This window comes from Bradyrhizobium sp. CIR48 (assembly GCF_014198315.1).
Lineage (GTDB): Bacteria > Pseudomonadota > Alphaproteobacteria > Rhizobiales > Xanthobacteraceae > Bradyrhizobium.
Map to the genome: position 1 here is coordinate 147,251 of NZ_JACIHG010000010.1, position 18,869 is coordinate 166,119.

Below are 18,869 nucleotides of genomic sequence, written 5' to 3' on the forward strand. Positions count from 1 at the left end.
CGTGCGCGCGCTTGATCTGAACGAGGTGAAGGCTGCCACGGTATAGGAGTCTGTGGCCTCGAACACCTGCAGGATCTGAGGTGCACATCAAGCATTATTTCGACTGACTCTCGGGATGCTTTACTTGATGACCTCCGAGTGATCGAGGATGGACTCGAGCAGCTCCAGCTAGGGCAGTGACACCCGGATTGTCTGCATTCGCCGCTTTCAATGGATGCCGATATGACGTTAGGTGGCAAATTTTCAAAGATCTCGTTCCGGCCCTAAAGCGGCCGCATCGGATCTGCTGCACACCACGGAAGCTGAGGTCGTGAAGGTGAACAGAAGCACCCATCACGGCCATTCATCATGGGGTCGTCTCAAGGACCGGGCCGGGCGCAGGTTGATATGGCGGATGCTGCCGCACGCTCATGGATTGGGCTCGCTGCCCACAACTCGCTTGCAACGAGGAGCGGTGAGATCTGCACATCCGACCACCATGCCCTTTCGTCTCCATGGCGGTGCAGCTGTTGATGGTGCGTGCGGCACAAGGGCACCGTGAATTCGTCACTGACCTTGCGGCCGAGAGCTCGCGGTTGCGCGAATTTGAGATGGTGGGGATCGCAGGGCGTCTGCTTGCAGACAAGGCAGGGCTGGCTGCGCACGAACGCAAGGTGCGTCTTGCTGCGCTTCCGCGACGCTTCTTTCGGGAAGGCAAGCCCGATGTTCGGCTCCGCGGCGGATTGATCTTCGGTTGCGCCGGCGCGCTTAGCGCCGTCCTGAACCAGTCTCCCCGCGGGGACCGGTGTTGCAACGGCGAGCTGGTGCGGCGCGATGCTGATCTCGCAAGGGACGGTTGCCTCGAGCCGCGTCTGATAGACAGCCTCAATCGCGCGAGCGTCCCGCTCCAAGAGCGTGTTCTTGAGCGGCAGGCTGGTCTTGGCCCAATTCAGGAGTTCGTCCCCGCTCAGCAGTGAACCCAACTCGCCAAGCAGGCGGTCCCGGAGCTCGGCCGATGCTTGCGCATCTCGCAGCAGCGGCTGATTCACAACGCCTTTGGCCGGCTTCGCCTTTGCCACGGGTGCGGTCTGCGACGTGAGCGATGGGCCAGCCGTCAGGTCCGGCGCATCCAGATCGTCCTCGCCGGCAATGCCGACCAGGGTGAATAGCGCGTAGCGCCGGGCATAGGTCAGGGCGGCGCCCATCCGGTGTGGGGCGGCGGTGTTGGTGACTGAACACACCGGCCAGTCGGAGGCAATCCATTCGCCAGAGCTGTGGAGCAGGGTGGTCGTGAGCCTGATCAGCCCGGTGCCGGCATCGATCGCGGTGGCCTGCACGGTCGCGATCTCGTATCGGGTGAGGCACTTGCGCACGATGTCAAGGCCGCTGGCGAGCGAAGCGTAGCGAAAGGTGCGGCTCTCCTCGCGTGGGAACGGCGATATGACGGTGGCGGTCAATAATTTCTCGGGGTTGACCAGCTCGGCTTGCGCCTTGGCCAACGCGCCGGCGATCTGGCCGATAGTCTCGCTGGAACGCTGCATTGCCGTCTCCGCTGAAATCATCGGTTGTTCAGAACGTCGAGCTGGACCGCCAAGACGACTCCGGCAATGACCAGCTGGTGCTTGAGGTGACGGACCAGGCCGAGCAGCACGTGGTCTTGGGCGCAGGGCGCTTCGAAGCCGTGCAGTTTGGCCCAGAACTCCCAGAGCAGTTCGAATGCCTCCTGATACGGCTCCGGCGGATCGGTGGAGGGGTCGAGATGGACGAAGTCAAACGGTGGCTGCATCGATAGACTCTCTCAAGCGTGGGAGCCCGCGCCGGGTCCAGTTGCACCGTGGTTGGTCTCGGCAGGCCGCTTACGCGGCGTCGATCACTTCGAAGCTGATCGCACCCGCCTTGGACCGCTTGGCGCGCAAGCCGTGGCCGCTCGCCTCCTTGGCGTCTTCCGGCACCAGTGCCTTGAGCTCCGTTTTCGCCCGCTCGTGTTCCAGCGCCGCGGTCCGGGTTTGGCGATAGAGCGCGGCCAGTTCCGCCCAGGCGTTTGAGCCTGCCATGTCGACCACTCGCACCGCCGCCAGCCGCGGCCGCGGCGGCTCGACGCCAAACAGCTGCGGCGCCTCGCCGGTCTGCACGCAGCGCCAAAACTTCTTTTCCGCGGTCAGCAGCAGATGCTGGTACAGCGGGTCGGCATGGATCTTGATCTCGACCCATTTGCCTCCGCCGGTGATGATGGAGAGAACGGCGCTGCGGGACGCGGTGACCCACATGTTGTGCTGCAGCTGCGCCATGTGCTTCTCCGCTGCGGCCTCCTCCGAGAAATTCCAGGGCAGCGCGAATTTGCTTTCGAAGACATCACCGGTTTGGTGCACCCGCCCATCCAGGGTCGCTCCCATCCAACGGTGGACCGGGTGTAAAACCCGTCGCTGAACGTGCTCGATCGCGTGGCCGGTTTGCCGCTCGTACCAGGCGCGGTTGAGGGGCTCGGTCGCCGTGCCAAGCTGGACGATGAGATCGCTCGACAGATCGATGGGCTCGACCTCGCCGCGCTTTTCCTGCCAGAGCCGGAGCAGCGCTGCCGCATCGCTGCCCATGATGACGTGGGCGTCCGAGCCGCCGATGAAGGCGCGGCGATCGTTGGTCCTAAACGAGAGGGGGGAATGGGGCGCCTCGGCGCCATTGGCTGCAAGCGTGCTCACCGGTATCTCCTTTGGGGGTGGCCATGAGCGGCCCGCGGGCCGCACCGCCGAAAGCCCCGCACCTGCGAGGTGAGATACCGGCACCATCGCCAAGGCCCGGTCGACTCAGTAACGCTCCATTTGCTTGCGAATGCCAGTCCATTCTGCAGCAAGATTCTTGCTCTTTTCTGCCAGGTGTTTCTGCGCTTCTCACCGCTCCTGGCGGCCGGCAATTCCGCCGAGCGATGTGCTCGACCGCCAAGGCCAGCCGGTCCTTTGGACTGCGCACTCCAGCGAACGAGTATGCGCCGGTCCGCCGTCGCTTCCTGTGCTATTGCGGCGCGATTGCTGTTACCGCGGCGCTGCGCCTGATTGCCCCGCGACGTGTCAGCTCTGATACGGAGTGCCGGCTCATTCCATGTATGAGCCATCGTGGCCACGCGTCAGTTTCACCGAGATAACTCCAAGAGGGCAATCGTCGAACATATAGCGCGTGCTCGCCCATTTTAGGAATTGTGAGGTGCTGTCGACTTGGTCGTCGTGCCGGCCTTGCGGGAAGGCGAGCAGTTCCAGCAGGTAGGCGTCCAGCCATGGCGCGTCGGCCGGCAGGTGAACCTGCCCGGCTTCGATCTTGAACGATTGTGCGGCCATGCGGTCGGCCTTGCTGCCTTCCGGCTTGATGCCGATCGGGCGCGGCAGTCCGTCGGGCATCTCGCGCTGCAGATCTTGCAACATCGCCATGCCCGGTCCCGCGTTCTCGATGATGACGGTTGCAGCATCATGTCGCTTCGCCAGGCCGATCAGTATTCGCCTGAGCTCGGGATATTGGCGGCGGCCTCGGTACACGTCGATCAGGTAATAATCCTTATGGACTATGCGCCAGGTGGTGCAGACCGAATAATCGTTGCCGCCTCCGGTCATCATGGCGATGTCCCAGCTTTGCACGACGTGGCTAGATGGGTCAGTGGTCGGCAGCTGGGCGTAGCGACGAAACCATTCCCGCTTAATCAAATTGCCTTCCAGCGGAATCGGCTGTTGCTGGTATTGCGCCGAGAATTGCAGGCTGCCGGTTTCGGCTTTGATCTGCTCCAGAACCGCTTTGTCTTCCCGCGCCGCGTGCAGCACCTCGCCGGCGCGCCGGATGTGATGCTTGCCGCGACCGATCGGAATTTGGGCATCTTCGGTTGCCATCGCCGGAAGGTTGAGATGGCGCCAGCCCCCGGCCTGCAGCAGGTACCCAGCAAGGTCGTCCTCGTGTAGGCGTTGCATCACGACGACGATGGCACCTCTGTCCTTGTCATTGAGCCGGGACACCAGGGTGCCGCCATACCAATCGATGACGCGCTTGCGCGCGAGCTCGGACATTGCCTCCTCGGCCTTGAGCGGATCATCGATGATAATGAGGTCGGCACCCCGACCTGTCAAAGTCCCACCGACCGAGGTGGCGTAACGTCCTCCTCCGGCGCTCGTCACCAGTTCGCTGCCGGTATCTCGCGCGATACGCATTGCCGGGAACAGGTCGCAGTACCAGGCGGACTCGATCACCGTACGAAATTGCCGGTGCAGCTCAGCCGCCAGTTCGTTGGAATAGCTAACGACGATGATGCGCCGGCTGGGATTGCGACCGAGCAGCCAAGCCACATAGGCGACAGATACCGACAGGGATTTCAGCGAGCGCGGCGGTTGATTGATCAACAGGCGGCGGCAATCGCCGGCTTCGATCTGCAGCAGCTGAAAGGCAATGGCGTCCACATGCCAGTTTGAAAGGTAGGGGCTTCCTGGGAAGACAGTACGAAAAGCTTTGTAAATGAAGTAGCGCAAATGCTCCCTGAGCACCGCCGCAAGTACACTCATGTGTCGTCTTCGTCCTTGAGTATATCTTGGGAAACGTTGGCCTCGGCGAGAAGCTCTTGCCGAAACTGCTCGAGGATGGCCTGGTCATCGGCGTCTAGCGTTTTGGATGTGATCGCGGCGTTCTTGGCGAAGTGGGCCTCGGCAAGGGACAGGAATTTGTCCATCGCGCGATCGCTGCCGTTCAGCGCCTTGTTGGTAAGGCGGAGCAACACACCCTGCTGCGTGCTGACCTTGCGTGATTTGCCGCCCTCGGTCACGCTGACTGATGCTTCGAGGACGCGTTTAAGGTCACTTGCGAAATTTAACCTGCCTTGCGGACGTCCCTTGGGGTTGCCGGATTGCCCGGGCTTGAATCGGCTGTGAAGTGGGGGCTTGCCATAGCCAATTGGATTACCGTCATTCTTAGTCATGCGTGCTCTCCGATGTTGTGCGATCACGTTGCTCAAACGTAGCGCCGGTCGCGGCATGGACAGCACACTTGCCGGTCACATGCTGCCAGCGGCGGATGGTGATATCCACATAAAAGGGGGCGATCTCGATCAGCCGCGCCCGGCGTCGAGTCCGCTCCGCGGCGATGACGGTCGTGCCGGCGCCGCCGAACGGGTCGAGGATGATGTCGTGCTCGTTTGAGCAATCGCGCATCGCATCGGCGATCAGGGCCACCGGCTTGACGGTGGGATGCAGCGACAGCTTGCTCTTGGCGGAATTGGCCCAGGTGTTCTGGCTGGCATAGTCCCAGACGTTCGCCCGGTTTCTGCCATGCTTGCCGAGACGAATATTGTTGATGTGGGGCGCATGGCCGTTCTTGAAGATAAACACCAGCTCGTGCTTTGACCGGTAGAGCGATCCCATCCCGGCATTTGCCTTGTTCCAAACGCAAAGATTGATCAACTCGGGATAGATCGTCTCGGCGGCGGCAAGCAAGGATCCCATGCCGCGCCAATCCATGCACAGAAAATGCAGCGACCCCGGATGCGTGAAGGCGGCAAGATGCGCTAGCGCCTTGGCCAGGAACGCCTCGAATTCGGCCGCCGATAGCTCGCCCGACGCCATCGCGAACTCGGGATGCGTGACCTTGCCGCGGCCGGAGACGTGGCCACCGATAGGGACGTTGTACGGCGGATCGGCAAAGACCATGTGCGCCAGCTCGCCCTCTAAAAGGCGCTGATAGGTCTCGGAAGTTGCATCGGCGCAGACGATCCGGTGCTCACCCAGATTCCAGAGGTCGCCCGGTTGGGTGACAGCCGGCCGCGCCACGAACGGCGGCAGTTCATCCTCATCGCCCTCGGGAGTTGCCAATAGGCAATCGATTTGGCCCATAGCAAAGCCGGTGATTTGCAGATCGAGCTCTGGATCGAGCTGGCTCAGCTCCACCAACTCGAGCCGCAAAGCCTGATCGTCCCAGTTACTGTCCTCGGTCAGACGGTTCAGCGCCAGCCTGAGGCTGCGCAGCTGTGCATCGGTGAGATCGCGCAGCTGGACTACCGGGACCTCGCCCAGACCGAGTTGATCTGCCGCGCGGACGAGGGCCGCTCCGGCGACGATGCGGCAGTCACGATCGGCGATGACCGGCACCACGAAGCCGAACTCTTGCAGGCTTGCCGCGAGTTTCTTGATCTGGCCCTGGGGATGGCGTCGCGTTTCATACCCGAGAGGCTTGAGCTCGGTGATCGGCACGAGCACCGGCGTGAGGTCATGGCGAAGCGGACATCCATTGCCCCGGTCGGACTGATTGTGCAACTCGGTCTCCTCTCATCTGCTGAGCCCATTGAGAGGCAGGAGCCGCGTCATAGCAATCAGGAAGACCTCCCGCCGGCTAGCCGATGCGACGCCTCCTGAATTTAACGGCATCGGCCAACAATTGGCTGACCGTTGTCTCCTGGATCGAGCCGTCACACATCCTGATAAATCGAAAGACGAAGCATGCCGCGGGTGTGTGCAGCCGACCGTCATAGTGGCCTTTTACCCGGGGCGTGTGCGAGAATCGGACGCCGTAACGTTCGAGCCAATCGCCGAGCCATATCACCACCTGTTTGATCGTGGTTTTCGGCCGGGGGCCACCGCTCTTCTTCTTGCTTCGATTGAGTGCACAAGTCGTGGCGTCGCGCACGACGCCGGCGATCGCCGCCAGACCGCGCATACCCCGGACATTTTTCAGCCACAGTGCATCCAAGATCTTCTCGCCCACCGCAGCGTCCAGATTTTTCAAGTGGCGGGCCAACCGATCGGCTGAAGCAGCAGCGTGGTCCAACTCACTAGGGCGTGGACCAGTCTTGGCGTGGTATCTCGACAGAGCTGCAAAGTCATACAGCCGTTCGGGAAACAGGCTGAAGACTTCGGGCGGTGCCAACGGTTCGATGCACACTGTGTTGGTAATCTCCTGCGGTAGCGATCCGATGGACGCGAGCCGCTGCAGAAAATCATGGATCAGATCGCAAGTCTTGGTCATCTCCTTGTGGATTTGCCCCGGCGATGGTTGCTGTTCGGCGTGCAGTAAGTCCTTGAATACGTGGAGGCGAAACTCATTCAGGTCGACGCGCGCCCGATCGTCTAAGCGTTTCACTCCGGCAGTGGCGACCAGATCGTTGTATTGAGCGTCGCTGAGCAGGCAACCCTGATGGCCGCGATCTTTCAAGCCGTCGTTGGGCCCAAAAACTAAATCGAGAGAACGATCGTCCTCTTGTCCATAGCCGGCCAACCGGACCATGCCAGTCATTCGTGCTGGACTTACGCGTTTTGGCATCGGGGATCTCCGATTCGAGTCTCCTGCGATGATTCAGCGTGAGTTGCCTTTACGGAAAATGAATCCGTTCGCGAGATCGGTGCCCTGATGGTTAATTTGGCGCAGCCAGGCCCGCCGACATGCCGCTTCCCTGGTTACAGGGAATTCTGCATATTCTGACAGGGCAGCGGCAACGAAGGAAGTCCTCGGCAGCGCCGCTGTATGGTCGGCGCCTCTTAGCTCATCGCGTCCAGCGGCCGTTGAGCAGATCTACCGCTCACGCCAGTTGAGAGAGGAGAGTCACCAGCTCCGACTGGCGGTGCGCGCCCGTCTTCGAGAAGATCGGCTTGAGGGGGTTGCGGGCGGTTTCGCGCGAGATGCGCAGGTGCTCGGCAGCGCTGGCGAGCGATGCGCCGGTTGCAAGCAGGGCGGCCAGGCGGGTTTCCGCTGGGGTGAGATCGAAGGCCTGGCCGATCAGCGCCGGGTCCGGCGCCGGGCGTGGGATGAGGTTGGACAGGATCAGCATGGCGCGGGCTCCGAGGAAGACGGAGCGCGCCGCCCCGTCCACCGGCTGGATCCGCAAGACGACCGGAATCTCGCTCCCATTTGCGATGCGGTATTTCTAGGCGCGCGACAATCTGCATCGCGCGCGACGAACAGCTGATCTATACTCACTTTGCCGCCTGCGCTTACGACCTTGAGGGTTTGCCCATGAAGTGGCGAGGATTGATTGCGCTTTGCGGCGCCGCGGCAGTTGTCTCCCCCTGCGCGGCATACGCGCAAAAGGGCGCACTTCCGACAATTGGCTATCTTGGCTTCGACTCAGCCGACAAAAGTAAGGACTTGCTCGTCGCCTTTCGGGATGGTCTCCGCACCAAGGGCCTTGTAGAAGGCCAGAACGTCACAATCGAGTACCGCTTCGCTGATGGAAGGTATGATCGCTTTCCGGAATTGATCGCAGATCTGATTCAGGATCGCGTTCGAGTGATCGTCGCTGCCACTGGTACAAACGGAGTCTTGGCGACAACGAAAGCGACTAAGACGATTCCAATCGTGTTTGCAATTGCCATGGACCCGGTACTTCTTGGCGTTGTTTCCAGTTTGAACAGGCCGGGAGGAAACGCGACTGGCGTGAGCATGTACACTCCGCAACTGACCGCCAAGCGACTTGAGTTATTGGCAGAGTTGACACCGGGAGGCGGAACAATCGCTATGCTGGTAAATCCAACAAATCCAAACGCGAATGTAGTGGTATCGGATGCCGAAGCTGCGGCCAAGTCGCTTGGCCGACAAATTCACGTCCTGAAGGCGAGCACCGACGAGCAAATTTCTGCTGCCTTCGGCGAAATCAGAAACCGGAAGCATGCCGCGCTTCTTGTCAGTCCAGATGCATTCTATATTGCACGCCGAGAGCAACTCGCAGCGTTGTGCGAGCAGTATCGGATTCCCGCGACTTATGAATGGTCGTTCTTCGTCAAATCCGGCGGACTTATGAGTTATTCGCCACGCATTACCGATGTTCAGCGTCAGCTTGCCGATTACACAGCTAAAATTCTGAGCGGCGCTCGACCCGCCGACCTTCCGATTGAACAGCCGACTAGATTCGAGTTGGCGATAAATATCAAAACAGCAAAGAACATCGGCCTTACTATCCCGCCCTATCTCCTCGCTCGCGCCGACGAAGTGATCGAATGACGAAGTTATGCCTATGCTCCTAGCCGTGAGGCGAAGATCGGTTCAGCTCGGCATGTCAGCAGCTAAGGCAACCCCGGACGTGCCGAGAACGCGACTAGATCGACACGATTGGACCCAGGGCGGGGATACTGTTTGAAACGTCGATGTCGGCTTTGCGCTGTTTAGGGAACGTGGACCGCGCGGCTCGACTGAGGTTTACGCCAGGAAGCGCACCTAGCTTCAACGGAACTGGAACAATGTCCGGGCGATCTGATTGGAAACTGTTGCAGCTGATGAGAGAGACAAGGAAGTATTCCTGGACGAGTGTCTTTATCGGTAAGGAGCAGCAAATGGATGACGAACGAAAATCATCAAAGGCGGGGGAACGGGCAGCTGAAGGCTTGCGCGAGGCAACTGCCTGGGAAGAAGCGAAAAACGAGAGCAAGACGGGGCACGATTTAACCAAGGGCGCTGATCGCTTCGAAGAACGCTCTAAAAGCTCCGATGGAAAAAGCGCAGAAGAAAAACAAAAGGGGTAAATGAAAGAGCAGACCCGGCGTGGCGTTTCCGAGCGGGTCTGCCGCAATGACGCTGGAGGCCTTTACTCATGAAGGCTACATGCGCCCTCGCTAACTTCTCGTTCTCTTATTTGGGCTTGAGAATGAGGCGATCCGCACGTGAAGCGCGCCTAAACACTCCCCGAAGATCGGCTGCCGCGGAGACCTCTCCCGTACCTTTTGATGGGGCCGAAGCTGACGTCGGGCGCCTCGACCTCGATGTTCGCTCCCGGCGAAGTGAACGGGCCCGGCGAAGTGAACGTGGGCAGACAGGTTGGGATTCTTTTCTGGCCCTTAGCCGAACCGGGACGAGGCATTCGCAATGTCGGTTTTGGGAGACAGAACGGACGGGGGCTAGGGCTTCCTCCGCGGCGTGTGACCCTCAGCGGAAGTCGCTACTGGGCACATGCGTAGTGCGGCGTCGCTGCTGTTGATCTAAGTCAATTATCACCCATCCTTTGGCTTCAAACTATTAAGGTCGTCCTCTCCCTCCCGATCCTGCAGAAGGCCTCCCGAAGGTTCGGCGCCAAAGTGAGAGATTGCTCATGATAACAATCCCAGAACTGACGTCCCAGGCTCTTGGTGCGTTCCTGATCTCGGAGACAAGCGGTCGCTTCGGCTCGTCCCACGCTAGCTTGCCGGAATTGCTGCCCTATGCAGCAAAGCTGGCCCTGGAATGTATTGGTAACAGCGATGCACTCTACCACAACGTCGAGCACACCTTGTTGGTCACGCTGGTGGGGCATGACATCCTGATCGGGCGCTCCCTTCTTAGGCCAACGACGGCTAGCGACTATGCTCACTTCATCCTGGCGTGCCTGCTTCACGATATTGGCTACGTTCGGGGAATAGTTCATGGAGACCAGGACGGTGCCTATGTGGTTGATGGTACCGGCCGAACGGTTGAGTTATCGATCGGCTCTTCCGATGCAGCGCTTGCGCCCTATCATGTCGACCGCTCAAAATTATTCGCCATGGAGCGTCTCGACGCAGTTGACGAAATTGACGCTGCTCGCGTTACCCAAGCCATCGAATACACTCGTTTTCCTTATGCGGACGGATCAGCGAACGAACTCAAGGATGATCTTGACGAAGAGGAAGGTTTGTTGCTTCGCGCCGCCGACCTGATCGGTCAGCTCGGCGACCCGAATTACATGAAGAAATCAAATGCGCTGTTCTACGAGTTCGAGGAGATAGGACTCAACAAGTCGCTCGGATACACCACACCCGCTGACGTGGTGTACAAATATCCTCAGTTCTACTGGACCAAGGTCGCACCGCACGTCCAAACTGCCATCCGCTATTTGAATGTAACCTCGAGCGGAAGACAATGGATCGGCAGTCTCTATGGCAACGTCCTCCGCGCTGAGCGAGAGGTGGGACTTTCTGGTCCGGAGCTATAGGCGTTCCAATACTGTGATTTCGGGTTGATTTCGATCAATCCTCCGACGCTCAGAACTGACGATAGCTGACATAGCCGGCGGCTCTAGGCGCGTGCTGACGTCCGTTGTCGTTTGGCCGAAAGTCCGCAGTGACCAATATTGTTGAAGAAGTAGTCCCCGAGCGATCTTGAGCGCAGCGCGGCTGACCTACAGCCCAAAGCCTCGGCCAATCTCCCGCGCAAGCTTGAGCGCGGCGTCGGTATTGCGGCCATAGAAGAACGCTCGATCAAGCTGCGAAAAGATGCCAATTCCAAACAGCGCGATGGCAATGCCTCTAAACATGGTTGTAGACCGGGTTGAACGACGCAGCGAAAGTTCAAGACGGCCCCAGCCGCAGGTTGGGAGAAACAGCCGGGGCCGACATTCCCATTCCGTGTGCCGTAATCAGCGGTAATCGGCACGCTCCCAGCAAGCCACAAGAAAGCTAACGAACTCTTTCTCCCGCCGCCGTCCGGGCGCGCGCACGCGTTGAGGTTGGATCAATGTGAAGCGCAGCGTGGGCACTCCCCATCTGCTGCTTTGCTGAGCTGCCGTGCGATCTCTTGCCTGAGGTCTTGCGTTTCCCAATTGGCGGCATCGCTCCTAACGATCGGGATGGCAGGCTCTCACCTTGATGCTGCAAGCTCCCTCGGGCCAGCCTTGGCCCCTTGGGGGCTGGAGGGGACAGTGCGGGGCCAAGGCGGTCCGACGGATGGCGCTGAGGAGCGCCACGCAATTGAGGCTAGTCCCAGTCAGCGATAACGCTGTGTTCACTTGTGACCGGGAACAACTATTTGTAATGTTGCAACAAAGGAACATGGCGGCTGGCTTTGAGACATGCAGGCCCAGTCCGAGAAGCTTCGCCGAGGCGCCGCTGAGTGCGCCCTTATTCGCGACTTGGCGTGTGATCCCAGCGCGGGTTGTTTGCCAGATTGACCGAACACCTTGACGTGCTCGCATCGGCAGTGGAGCAAAATTATTGCCGACTGCGGGGATACCGACATCGCTCCCATGCCGCCCATGCCATGAACTTGATTGTGGACTTGCCCTCGGGCCGCCTCTCGGAAATCAGCCGAAAATGCCTATTCTTCCCGCATGCGTTCATTTGAGTTTTGCCTGCCGACGAAGGGCATTGCGGTCCCGGTCGGCCCCGATTGGCTCCACGAAGTAAAATACCGCGTGCGCCTGATCGCGTGGCGGCTACAACGTCACGACGCGCTGCCCGGATGGGCTGGCACCGTGAAGTGGAAAGTCGCGCCATGGGGCGCGTTGGAGGTCACCCACAAGCGCCCGGCATGCGCTTCGATGATCGAGCGGCAGATCGACAGTCCCATCCCCAGACCGCCAGGCTTTGTCGTGTAGAAGGGGTCGAAGATGCGCTTGAGAGCGTCCGGGGCCAATCCTGGTCCCGAATCCTTCACCGCGACGATAATGCCGTCAGATTCGGCCCGAGCGGTCGTGATGAGCACGCTTCGCGATCCCCTCGCGACCGTGCCCATGGCTTGGATGGCATTGACTATCAGGTTGAGGATCACTTGCTGCAATTGGACGCGATCACCTTCGACGAGTGGCAAACCGTCTCCGAGTTCCGTCTGCATCGCGACGTCGTTCTTCACCGCTTCGCTGCGGGCGAGCTCGATCACGTCCCGGATCGCCTCGTTGATATCCAAGCGACCCTTCAGTGGCGGTGCTTTCTTGATGAGATCACGTATGCGCCCGATGATGTCGCGGGCTCGATCAGTGTCGTTCACAACATAACCGAGCGTATCCTTGGCTCTCCCGACATCCGGCGGGTTTCTGTCCAAGAAATGCAGGGCGGCATCGGCATTCATCGATGCGCCAGCGATCGGCTGGCTTACTTCATGGGCGATCGAGGCCGTGAGCTCACCCATGGTGGCGAGGCGGCTCGCATGCGCCAATTCCCTCTGCACCTCCCGCAAGGTCTCTTCGGCCCGCTTGCGCTCGGTGATGTCCCGTCCGACGCCGCGGTAACCGATGAAGCGCCCTGCATTGTCGAGGACCGGCAGTCCCGAGATGGACACGTAGCGTTTGCCGCCGTCAGGCGTAGGCCTCGCCAGCTCGAAATCACGGAACGGCAGGTGGGCATCGAGAGTCTCCCGGTGCTTGCGCCAGGCCTCCGCGTCGGGCTCCAAATAGGGCACTTCCCACCGCGTCTTCCCAATTTCAGAGCCAAGCGCCGGCGCGTCGGCAAGACCCTCGCCGAACTCCTGGCGGGTGAAGCGATGCTGCGCATCGGATTCCCAGTAAACGTCGAAGGAGAATTGTACAAGGGTGCGAAAGCGCTCCTCGCTCTGCCGCAGAGCCTCTTCCGACCGCTTGCGCTCCGTCAGGTCGACGACAAAAGAGACGCCGTAATCTCGTCGCTCGTCGAATGCAGCCATGCCGATCAACACGGGCACGCGGCTGCCGTCCTTGCGGAAATATTCCTTCTCGAACGGCTGGACGCTCCCCATCATCTTTAGCTCCGGGATCCACAATCGCATGTGGCGGTCGAGCCACTCCGGCGGTGTAAGGTCAGTCCAGCGTAGGGGGCCCGAAATGAGATCCTCGCGATCGTATCCCACGATGCGGAGAAACGCATCATTCGCCTCCAGAATCCGACCTCCAAGCTCCCAGATGATAATCCCGATGATGTTGGCCTCGACCAGGCGCCGAATCCTAGCCTCGCGTTCTGCGAGATCCTGGTACAAGTGAGCGTTCTCCAGCGCGATTGCCGCCTGCGAGGCGAGCAGCTTTAGCACCGCGATCCGATCGGGCGCGAAGACGTGCGCAGCCAGATTGTTTTCCAGGTACAGCACGCCGATGAAATTGGCATGAGCGATCACCGGCAGGCCGAGCACGGAGCGCGCTTGGCGCTGAACGATGTAGGGATCCGCTGAAAACGGTTTCTGGGCTGCGGCATCATCGAGAATGATGCTCTCCCGCGTACGCAAGATGTAGTTGAGGATCGCCTCCGGCAGGAGCGCTGCAGTCACGGGCTCGTCGCGCAGCTGCACGACGACCGTGTCGCCGTCGGTGGTCGCTTCGGCGGCAATTCGCAACTCGGTCCCGTGCGACAGAACCAACAGGCCGCGCTCGGCGCCCGCGTGCTCGATAGCGGTGCGCATGACGGTGATGAGCAGCTTCTCCCGGACGATTGCGCCCGAGACCGCTTGCGACAACTTGATGACGGTGGCGAGGTCGAGCTGCTCCAGGGGGGTCTCGATCGTGCTCGTCGGACCGGGCGCCGCTGTTTCCTCTGCCAGGTGGGCATAGACGCGGTCGAGTTGCCGCACCTTGCCATCAGCCCCCCACCGCAAATAGGCACGCCGAGCGTCGGCCAAGTACGCTCGAGCGATTCTCTCAAACCCGCGCGCCGCGTAGAAGCGTGCGGCGAGTTCGTTGGCAAGCGCGTCGTTTTGAACAAAGCCGTTGGCGCGGGCCGAGCGGATTGCGTGTTCATAGAGGCGCTCGGCATCGAGTTCGCGGCCCTCCAAGCGGGCGACCTCCGCCTCGATAAGCGCAGCGCGATTCTCGAAATTTTCCGGACAATTCTTTGCCCAGATTTGGATCTGTCGCCGGTGCACCGCCAGTGCCGCGAGGTACTCCCGGTGCTGGGCAGGCGCAGCGGAGGCGCAGGCCATCGCGAGGGACAATGCACCATAGAATTCGTATTCGGCAGTTTCGAGTTGCGATATAGACGTCCACAGCAGCCGCTGCGCCCTTTGCGACGCCTCAATCGCAGTCGCGTAGTCGCCTGCAAAAAAGCGCGCCTGCTGCTTTCGGATCCAATACCAGCAGTCCGCTCGCATGAGGTTGGCATTCTCGGCGAACCGGCGCTCCGTCTGAAGCTCTTCAAAGTGCTCATCGTCGAAGGAGCCGAATTTCGACGTCAGCCCCCGCAGGGTTCGGATGAGCTGCAGTTGGCTGACGACAACGTCAACGACCAGCCCGAACTGTGCCGTCTTCGCAAATGCGAGGCCACTCTCGACTTCGCGTTGCACCTCGGCGAGCGGGTCACCAGCCGCGAGCAGATTCGAATTGAGATTGACGCGGGCGTACGCGGCGAAAGTGAGATCACCGGTTTTGTTTGCGACGTCGAAAGCCCGAAGCAGCGAATCACGCGCACTCCGGACATGTTGCGTCCATGGCGCGAGGTGCGCTCCGAAGAGCATGTAGGTCTGCGCATGAAGTCGCGTCAATCCGCGCCGTTCGACCAATTTATATCCGAGCAGACCAAATCGAAATCCCGCCTCGTAGTCGCCGAAGCGAGGACCGGCAATCATCCCAAGCCTCATATAAGCAACGCACGAGGCATCGCAGTTTCCGTGTTCAAGGCTGAGATTAACCGCTCGACAAACGGTCAAGGAAAAGAGGTTCAAATCCGTGAATAGTGCAGGCGGCAGCAGCCTGGTCAGCACGCCCAGAGTCGCGAGAGACACCGAATCACTCATTAAGGGCAGATCGATCAAAGCTTCGATACGGCGCCCGCCAAGTTGGGAGCGGACGCGGTCGTATTCACCTCGCGCCTCCTCCTCCGTCGGATGGGGCGGCCAGTCGATGGTCAGGTGGCGGAGGTAATCGAGAGCAACAGCAATTGCATCGCTACTCCGATCGAGCCTCGTGTACAGGTCAATGCGCAGGCACGAGACCGTGGCTAACTCGACAGGCCCGGCCGCACGGGCTGAGAGAGCCATCAGGCGTCGCTCCGCTTCCGCCAGCGCGCCGGTCAGAAACTCGCATTCTGCCCGGTTGATCTCCAGGGAGAAGGCCAGTTCATGCCTGCTCTCCCAGCAATCCTCCAGCAACAGGGCCGCGCCGGCTTTGAGATAAGTCAGTGCCGAGTCATAGGCGGTGGACGCTTTGGCGCGCTTGGCTGCGAGCAGGTTGAGCTCGGTCAGCTTCGCTCGTTCGTCTCGTGAGGTGATCAACGCAACGCCGCGGTTGAGCTGATTGACAATGTCGAAGATCACGTCCCCGTGCTGTTCTGTGGGAGTATTCGCCACGAGGAGCCGGCCGATGGCGAGATGGGCTTCCGCACGCTCGGCTTCCGGTTTGCTTGAATAGGCGGCTTCCTGCACCCGGTCGTGGGTGAATCTGTAATAGCCTTGCCGTCGCTCGACCAGCTCCTCGTGCGCGGCTTCCCACAGCGCTGCGTCGACTTCAGCCGCCGATTTTCCCAGAACAAGGGCCAACAGCGTGATCGTGGCGCTGTTACCGAGACAGGCGAGCTGCTGCAACGCTGCCTGCGTGTCGGCCGGAAGGCGCGCGAGTTTGCCGACCATGAGGTCCACCACATTGTCGGTATAGCCCTTGGCGCGAATGAGATCGAGATCCCACGTCCAGCACGGCGACGTATGATCGAACGCAAGCAAACGCTCCTCGACGAGCTCGTGAAGAAACTGGATGGCGAAGAACGGATTGCCACCCGCTTTCTCCTGCACTATCTGCACCAGGGACGCGGCATAACTCGGCTCGCAACGCAACGAGTCGGCGATCAGCTGCCCGACATGCTCGGTGGCAAGCGGCGCTAGCGCGATCTCCTCAACGATGCCGCTGCAATTTTTGATGGCGGCGATCCTGCGCCGCAGAGGATGCGCGGCGTCGACCTCGTTATCGCGGTAAGCGCCGATCATCAGCAGATGGCTCACATCCGCCTGAGTCATTAGATCCTCGAGCAGGTCAAGCGTCGCCGAGTCTAGCCATTGCAGGTCGTCGAGGAATAGCGCCAGTGGATGCTCCGGTCGCGCGAACACGCCGATGAACTGCCGCACCACTTGGTGGAAGCGCCTTTGCGCATCCTGCAGAGCCAGGTCGGGTACCCGCGGCGGCTCGCCGATGATGAGCCTCAGCTCGGGGACCAGGTCCACCAATAGCCCGCCGTTCGGGCCTAACGCCTTGTGCAGGGCATCGCGCCAGGGCGCCAGCTCGACCTCACTCTTCGCCAGAAGGCCCCGGAGCAGGCTGCGGAACGCCTGCGCCAATGTGGCATAGGGAATGTCGCGCTTGTATTGGTCGAATTTGCCGTCGGCGAACAGGCCGCGCGAGGGCACCAGCACCTTGTGCAGCTCGTTGACGACAGCTGACTTGCCGATGCCGGCGTATCCCGAGACCAACACCAGCGCAGGCGTGCTGCCCTGGACCATGCGGTCGAAGGCCGCGAGCAAGACTTCGATGTCTCGCGCGCGCCCATAGAGCGTCTCGGGGATGAGCAGCCGGTCCGGGATGTCGCGCTCGCCCAGGGGGAAGTCGTCGATCCCCTGCCGAGCCTCCCAGGCGGCGAGGCAGCGCCGGAGATCGCTCTCCAGACCGGCCGCGGTCTGATAGCGCTCCTCGGCGGTCTTGGCGAGCAGCTTCATGATGATGGCCGAAAGGAAATTGGGCACTTGCTTCCGACGCTCGGCGGGCGGCACAGGCCTCCTGGCGATATGGCAGTGCACCCATTCCATCGGATCGGCTGCGGTAAACGGGGGCACGCCGGCGAGCATCTGATAGAAGGTGACGCCCAACGCGTATAGATCACTGCGCGCGTCGATCGAGCGGTTCATTCGTCCGGTCTGCTCGGGTGCCATATAGGCGAGGGTGCCGGCGATGGTTTCAGGCGGTTCGGGTGATTGGCGCTCGCGCGGGAGTCGCGAGGCAATGCCGAAACCCGTGAGTCTGACTTCGCCGGTCGCGCGATTCACGATGATGTTGTGCGGCTTGATGTCTTTGTGCACGAGCCCACGCTGATGGACCTTGCCAAGAGCCGCCGTGATGTGGACGGCGAGATGCAAGAACGTTCCCACCTGCATAGGCGCTTGGAGCTGGCGCTCCAGCGGCTCGCCGCCGGGATCCTCGAGCAGCAGCACGGGCCGGCCGCCCTCCCTGACAAGTTCGAGCGGCCGCAAGGCCCACGCGCTGTCGAGCTCGTCCTTTAGTGCATATTCGTGAGCCAGGCGATCCCGGCTCGTTGATGGGGCATGCTCGGCGGGAAGCACGGCCAGCACAGTTTTGCGGCCACCATCGGAGCCCTGGCGCGATGCCCGGCAAAAGATGCGGTCGTCGTCCTCCCATAACGCCTGGAAGTCGCTATCCATGCGCGCCGAACCGAAAGACTGGGTTCAACTGCTGGCCTCTACGGAACCCGATGTCGGGTGGCGAGATACCTGTTGAGCTCGTTGAATAAAATCGAGCTTGCCACAGATGGAGCGGCGTGGCCAGCCGAGCTAAGCTCGACTACCAACGGAGCGGTCCTGAATTCTGGTTACCGATCAGGTGCGGCATCGGTCGAACGCGGACAGGCGTTCTGTCTTGCAATAGATCGATGAAATTCGTCCGATCGTCATTTTTTCAGAAGTAGCCCCATTTCTCGCGCCATCCGCTTGACTGAGCCGACATGCCGGCGAAGGGCCGCGGCAATCTCCGCCGCGCCGTACCGCCGGCGGCTCATTGCCGAAAGCTTCCTGCGTTCGAGGTCGCTCCATTCCTTCGGCTTCGATGCTTTCATGTTGTCATCTTGCCGGCGGCCCGAGGCAGGCAACATTGGGAAATTTACGGGTGCCATCTAGAGTTTGCCCGACAGGCCGAAGCGTGGATCGTCGAGGAGCGCCTGCCAGTATTCCGGCGGCAAATCGGCGTGGGGTGGAGCGGACTAACCGCCTTCGGTCTCTCTCACCCTCGCTTGTCCGATCAGCCGCTGACCGGTTGAGAAAGCGTCCGGAGCCCCGCTTCAATGGCCGCGATGTCTTGCTCGATTTGGACGATAGATGATCGGCAATCGAAACCAGTTGTGGCCTTCAGATCAGCGGCCAACCGCTAGCGATGCATCCGGAGAGCTTCGAGCGACAGCTGGTCTTTTAGCCGAGTGAAACCGCCAACGATCAACTCAATCGCACTCGACATAACGCTGCCCCACAATCAAATTTCGCATAGCAATATACCCCTAGGGTAAAGGGAGTTTGGATTTTAGTAAATTCAAAAATCCGGCGTGTGGAGCATAAGCAAT

Annotated in this window: 13 protein-coding genes; 3 read left to right on the plus strand and 10 right to left on the minus strand. The window is 60.6% G+C overall.

Features of this window, described 5'->3' with window-relative positions; all coding sequences use genetic code 11:
• Nucleotides 1-359: 359 nt before the first annotated feature.
• The 8 genes from GGD66_RS28690 to GGD66_RS28725 form a co-directional block, all read right to left on the minus strand.
• Nucleotides 360-1,520: an ERF family protein gene (locus GGD66_RS28690; RefSeq protein WP_183259709.1), complete on the minus strand. Its 1,161-nt coding sequence runs from the start codon at nucleotides 1,518-1,520 to the stop codon at nucleotides 360-362.
• A 17-nt stretch (nucleotides 1,521-1,537) separates the two neighbouring features.
• Complete coding sequence (locus tag GGD66_RS28695; RefSeq protein ID WP_183259710.1) at nucleotides 1,538-1,765, minus strand: hypothetical protein; 228 nt, start codon at nucleotides 1,763-1,765, stop codon at nucleotides 1,538-1,540.
• Nucleotides 1,766-1,835: 70 nt separating this feature from the next.
• On the minus strand, nucleotides 1,836-2,675 hold the full coding sequence (locus GGD66_RS28700) for a YqaJ viral recombinase family protein (RefSeq protein ID WP_312014199.1): 840 nt from the start codon (nucleotides 2,673-2,675) through the stop codon (nucleotides 1,836-1,838).
• A gap of 390 nt (nucleotides 2,676-3,065) precedes the next feature.
• Nucleotides 3,066-4,508 (minus strand): phage terminase large subunit, encoded by a 1,443-nt coding sequence (gene terL / locus GGD66_RS28705; RefSeq protein ID WP_183259711.1) that lies wholly within the window; start codon nucleotides 4,506-4,508, stop codon nucleotides 3,066-3,068.
• Entirely contained in the window at nucleotides 4,505-4,918 is a 414-nt protein-coding gene (locus tag GGD66_RS28710; RefSeq protein ID WP_183259712.1) for a DUF5681 domain-containing protein, read from the minus strand. Before GGD66_RS28710 ends, terL begins: the two co-directional genes overlap by 4 nt.
• The gene (locus GGD66_RS28715; RefSeq protein WP_183259713.1) at nucleotides 4,911-6,248 is read right to left on the minus strand and encodes a site-specific DNA-methyltransferase; all 1,338 of its coding nucleotides are present in this window, start codon (nucleotides 6,246-6,248) and stop codon (nucleotides 4,911-4,913) included. The genes GGD66_RS28710 and GGD66_RS28715 overlap by 8 nt, the downstream gene beginning before the upstream one ends.
• A gap of 76 nt (nucleotides 6,249-6,324) precedes the next feature.
• The gene (locus GGD66_RS28720; protein WP_183259714.1) at nucleotides 6,325-7,251 is read right to left on the minus strand and encodes a hypothetical protein; all 927 of its coding nucleotides are present in this window, start codon (nucleotides 7,249-7,251) and stop codon (nucleotides 6,325-6,327) included.
• Nucleotides 7,252-7,507: 256 nt separating this feature from the next.
• The gene (locus tag GGD66_RS28725; RefSeq protein WP_183259715.1) at nucleotides 7,508-7,756 is read right to left on the minus strand and encodes a helix-turn-helix transcriptional regulator; all 249 of its coding nucleotides are present in this window, start codon (nucleotides 7,754-7,756) and stop codon (nucleotides 7,508-7,510) included.
• A gap of 185 nt (nucleotides 7,757-7,941) precedes the next feature.
• On the opposite strand from GGD66_RS28725, the gene GGD66_RS28730 reads away from it, so the two are divergent.
• The 3 genes from GGD66_RS28730 to GGD66_RS28740 all read left to right on the plus strand — a co-directional run bounded on the left by GGD66_RS28730 (nucleotide 7,942) and on the right by GGD66_RS28740 (nucleotide 10,864).
• The gene (locus tag GGD66_RS28730; RefSeq protein WP_183259716.1) at nucleotides 7,942-8,925 is read left to right on the plus strand and encodes an ABC transporter substrate-binding protein; all 984 of its coding nucleotides are present in this window, start codon (nucleotides 7,942-7,944) and stop codon (nucleotides 8,923-8,925) included.
• 329 nt (nucleotides 8,926-9,254) lie between these two features.
• Nucleotides 9,255-9,443 carry a hypothetical protein gene (locus GGD66_RS28735; RefSeq protein ID WP_183259717.1) on the plus strand — a complete coding sequence of 63 codons (189 nt, stop codon included), beginning with the start codon at nucleotides 9,255-9,257 and terminating at the stop codon, nucleotides 9,441-9,443.
• 563 nt (nucleotides 9,444-10,006) lie between these two features.
• Nucleotides 10,007-10,864 carry an HD domain-containing protein gene (locus tag GGD66_RS28740; RefSeq protein ID WP_183259718.1) on the plus strand — a complete coding sequence of 286 codons (858 nt, stop codon included), beginning with the start codon at nucleotides 10,007-10,009 and terminating at the stop codon, nucleotides 10,862-10,864.
• Between the two features lie 1,226 nt (nucleotides 10,865-12,090).
• Here the strand turns inward: GGD66_RS28740 and GGD66_RS28745 are convergent.
• Together GGD66_RS28745 and GGD66_RS28750 are read right to left on the minus strand one after the other, a co-directional pair.
• Nucleotides 12,091-17,961 carry an AAA family ATPase gene (locus GGD66_RS28745; RefSeq protein WP_183259719.1) on the minus strand — a complete coding sequence of 1,957 codons (5,871 nt, stop codon included), beginning with the start codon at nucleotides 17,959-17,961 and terminating at the stop codon, nucleotides 12,091-12,093.
• A 245-nt stretch (nucleotides 17,962-18,206) separates the two neighbouring features.
• Nucleotides 18,207-18,371 carry a hypothetical protein gene (locus GGD66_RS28750; RefSeq protein WP_161500021.1) on the minus strand — a complete coding sequence of 55 codons (165 nt, stop codon included), beginning with the start codon at nucleotides 18,369-18,371 and terminating at the stop codon, nucleotides 18,207-18,209.
• Nucleotides 18,372-18,869 lie beyond the last annotated feature (498 nt).

What these genes read in the sequence shown, in the direction of transcription:
- GGD66_RS28750 (WP_161500021.1), bottom strand. Translation starts at nt 18,371, where the DNA reads ATGAAAGCATCGAAGCCGAAGGAATGGAGCGACCTCGAACGCAGGAAG.
- GGD66_RS28740 (WP_183259718.1), top strand. Translation starts at nt 10,007, where the DNA reads ATGATAACAATCCCAGAACTGACGTCCCAGGCTCTTGGTGCGTTCCTG.
- GGD66_RS28730 (WP_183259716.1), top strand. Translation starts at nt 7,942, where the DNA reads ATGAAGTGGCGAGGATTGATTGCGCTTTGCGGCGCCGCGGCAGTTGTC.
- GGD66_RS28725 (WP_183259715.1), bottom strand. Translation starts at nt 7,756, where the DNA reads ATGCTGATCCTGTCCAACCTCATCCCACGCCCGGCGCCGGACCCGGCG.
- terL (WP_183259711.1), bottom strand. Translation starts at nt 4,508, where the DNA reads ATGAGTGTACTTGCGGCGGTGCTCAGGGAGCATTTGCGCTACTTCATT.
- GGD66_RS28720 (WP_183259714.1), bottom strand. Translation starts at nt 7,251, where the DNA reads ATGCCAAAACGCGTAAGTCCAGCACGAATGACTGGCATGGTCCGGTTG.
- GGD66_RS28745 (WP_183259719.1), bottom strand. Translation starts at nt 17,961, where the DNA reads ATGGATAGCGACTTCCAGGCGTTATGGGAGGACGACGACCGCATCTTT.
- GGD66_RS28690 (WP_183259709.1), bottom strand. Translation starts at nt 1,520, where the DNA reads ATGCAGCGTTCCAGCGAGACTATCGGCCAGATCGCCGGCGCGTTGGCC.
- GGD66_RS28735 (WP_183259717.1), top strand. Translation starts at nt 9,255, where the DNA reads ATGGATGACGAACGAAAATCATCAAAGGCGGGGGAACGGGCAGCTGAA.
- GGD66_RS28695 (WP_183259710.1), bottom strand. Translation starts at nt 1,765, where the DNA reads ATGCAGCCACCGTTTGACTTCGTCCATCTCGACCCCTCCACCGATCCG.
- GGD66_RS28710 (WP_183259712.1), bottom strand. Translation starts at nt 4,918, where the DNA reads ATGACTAAGAATGACGGTAATCCAATTGGCTATGGCAAGCCCCCACTT.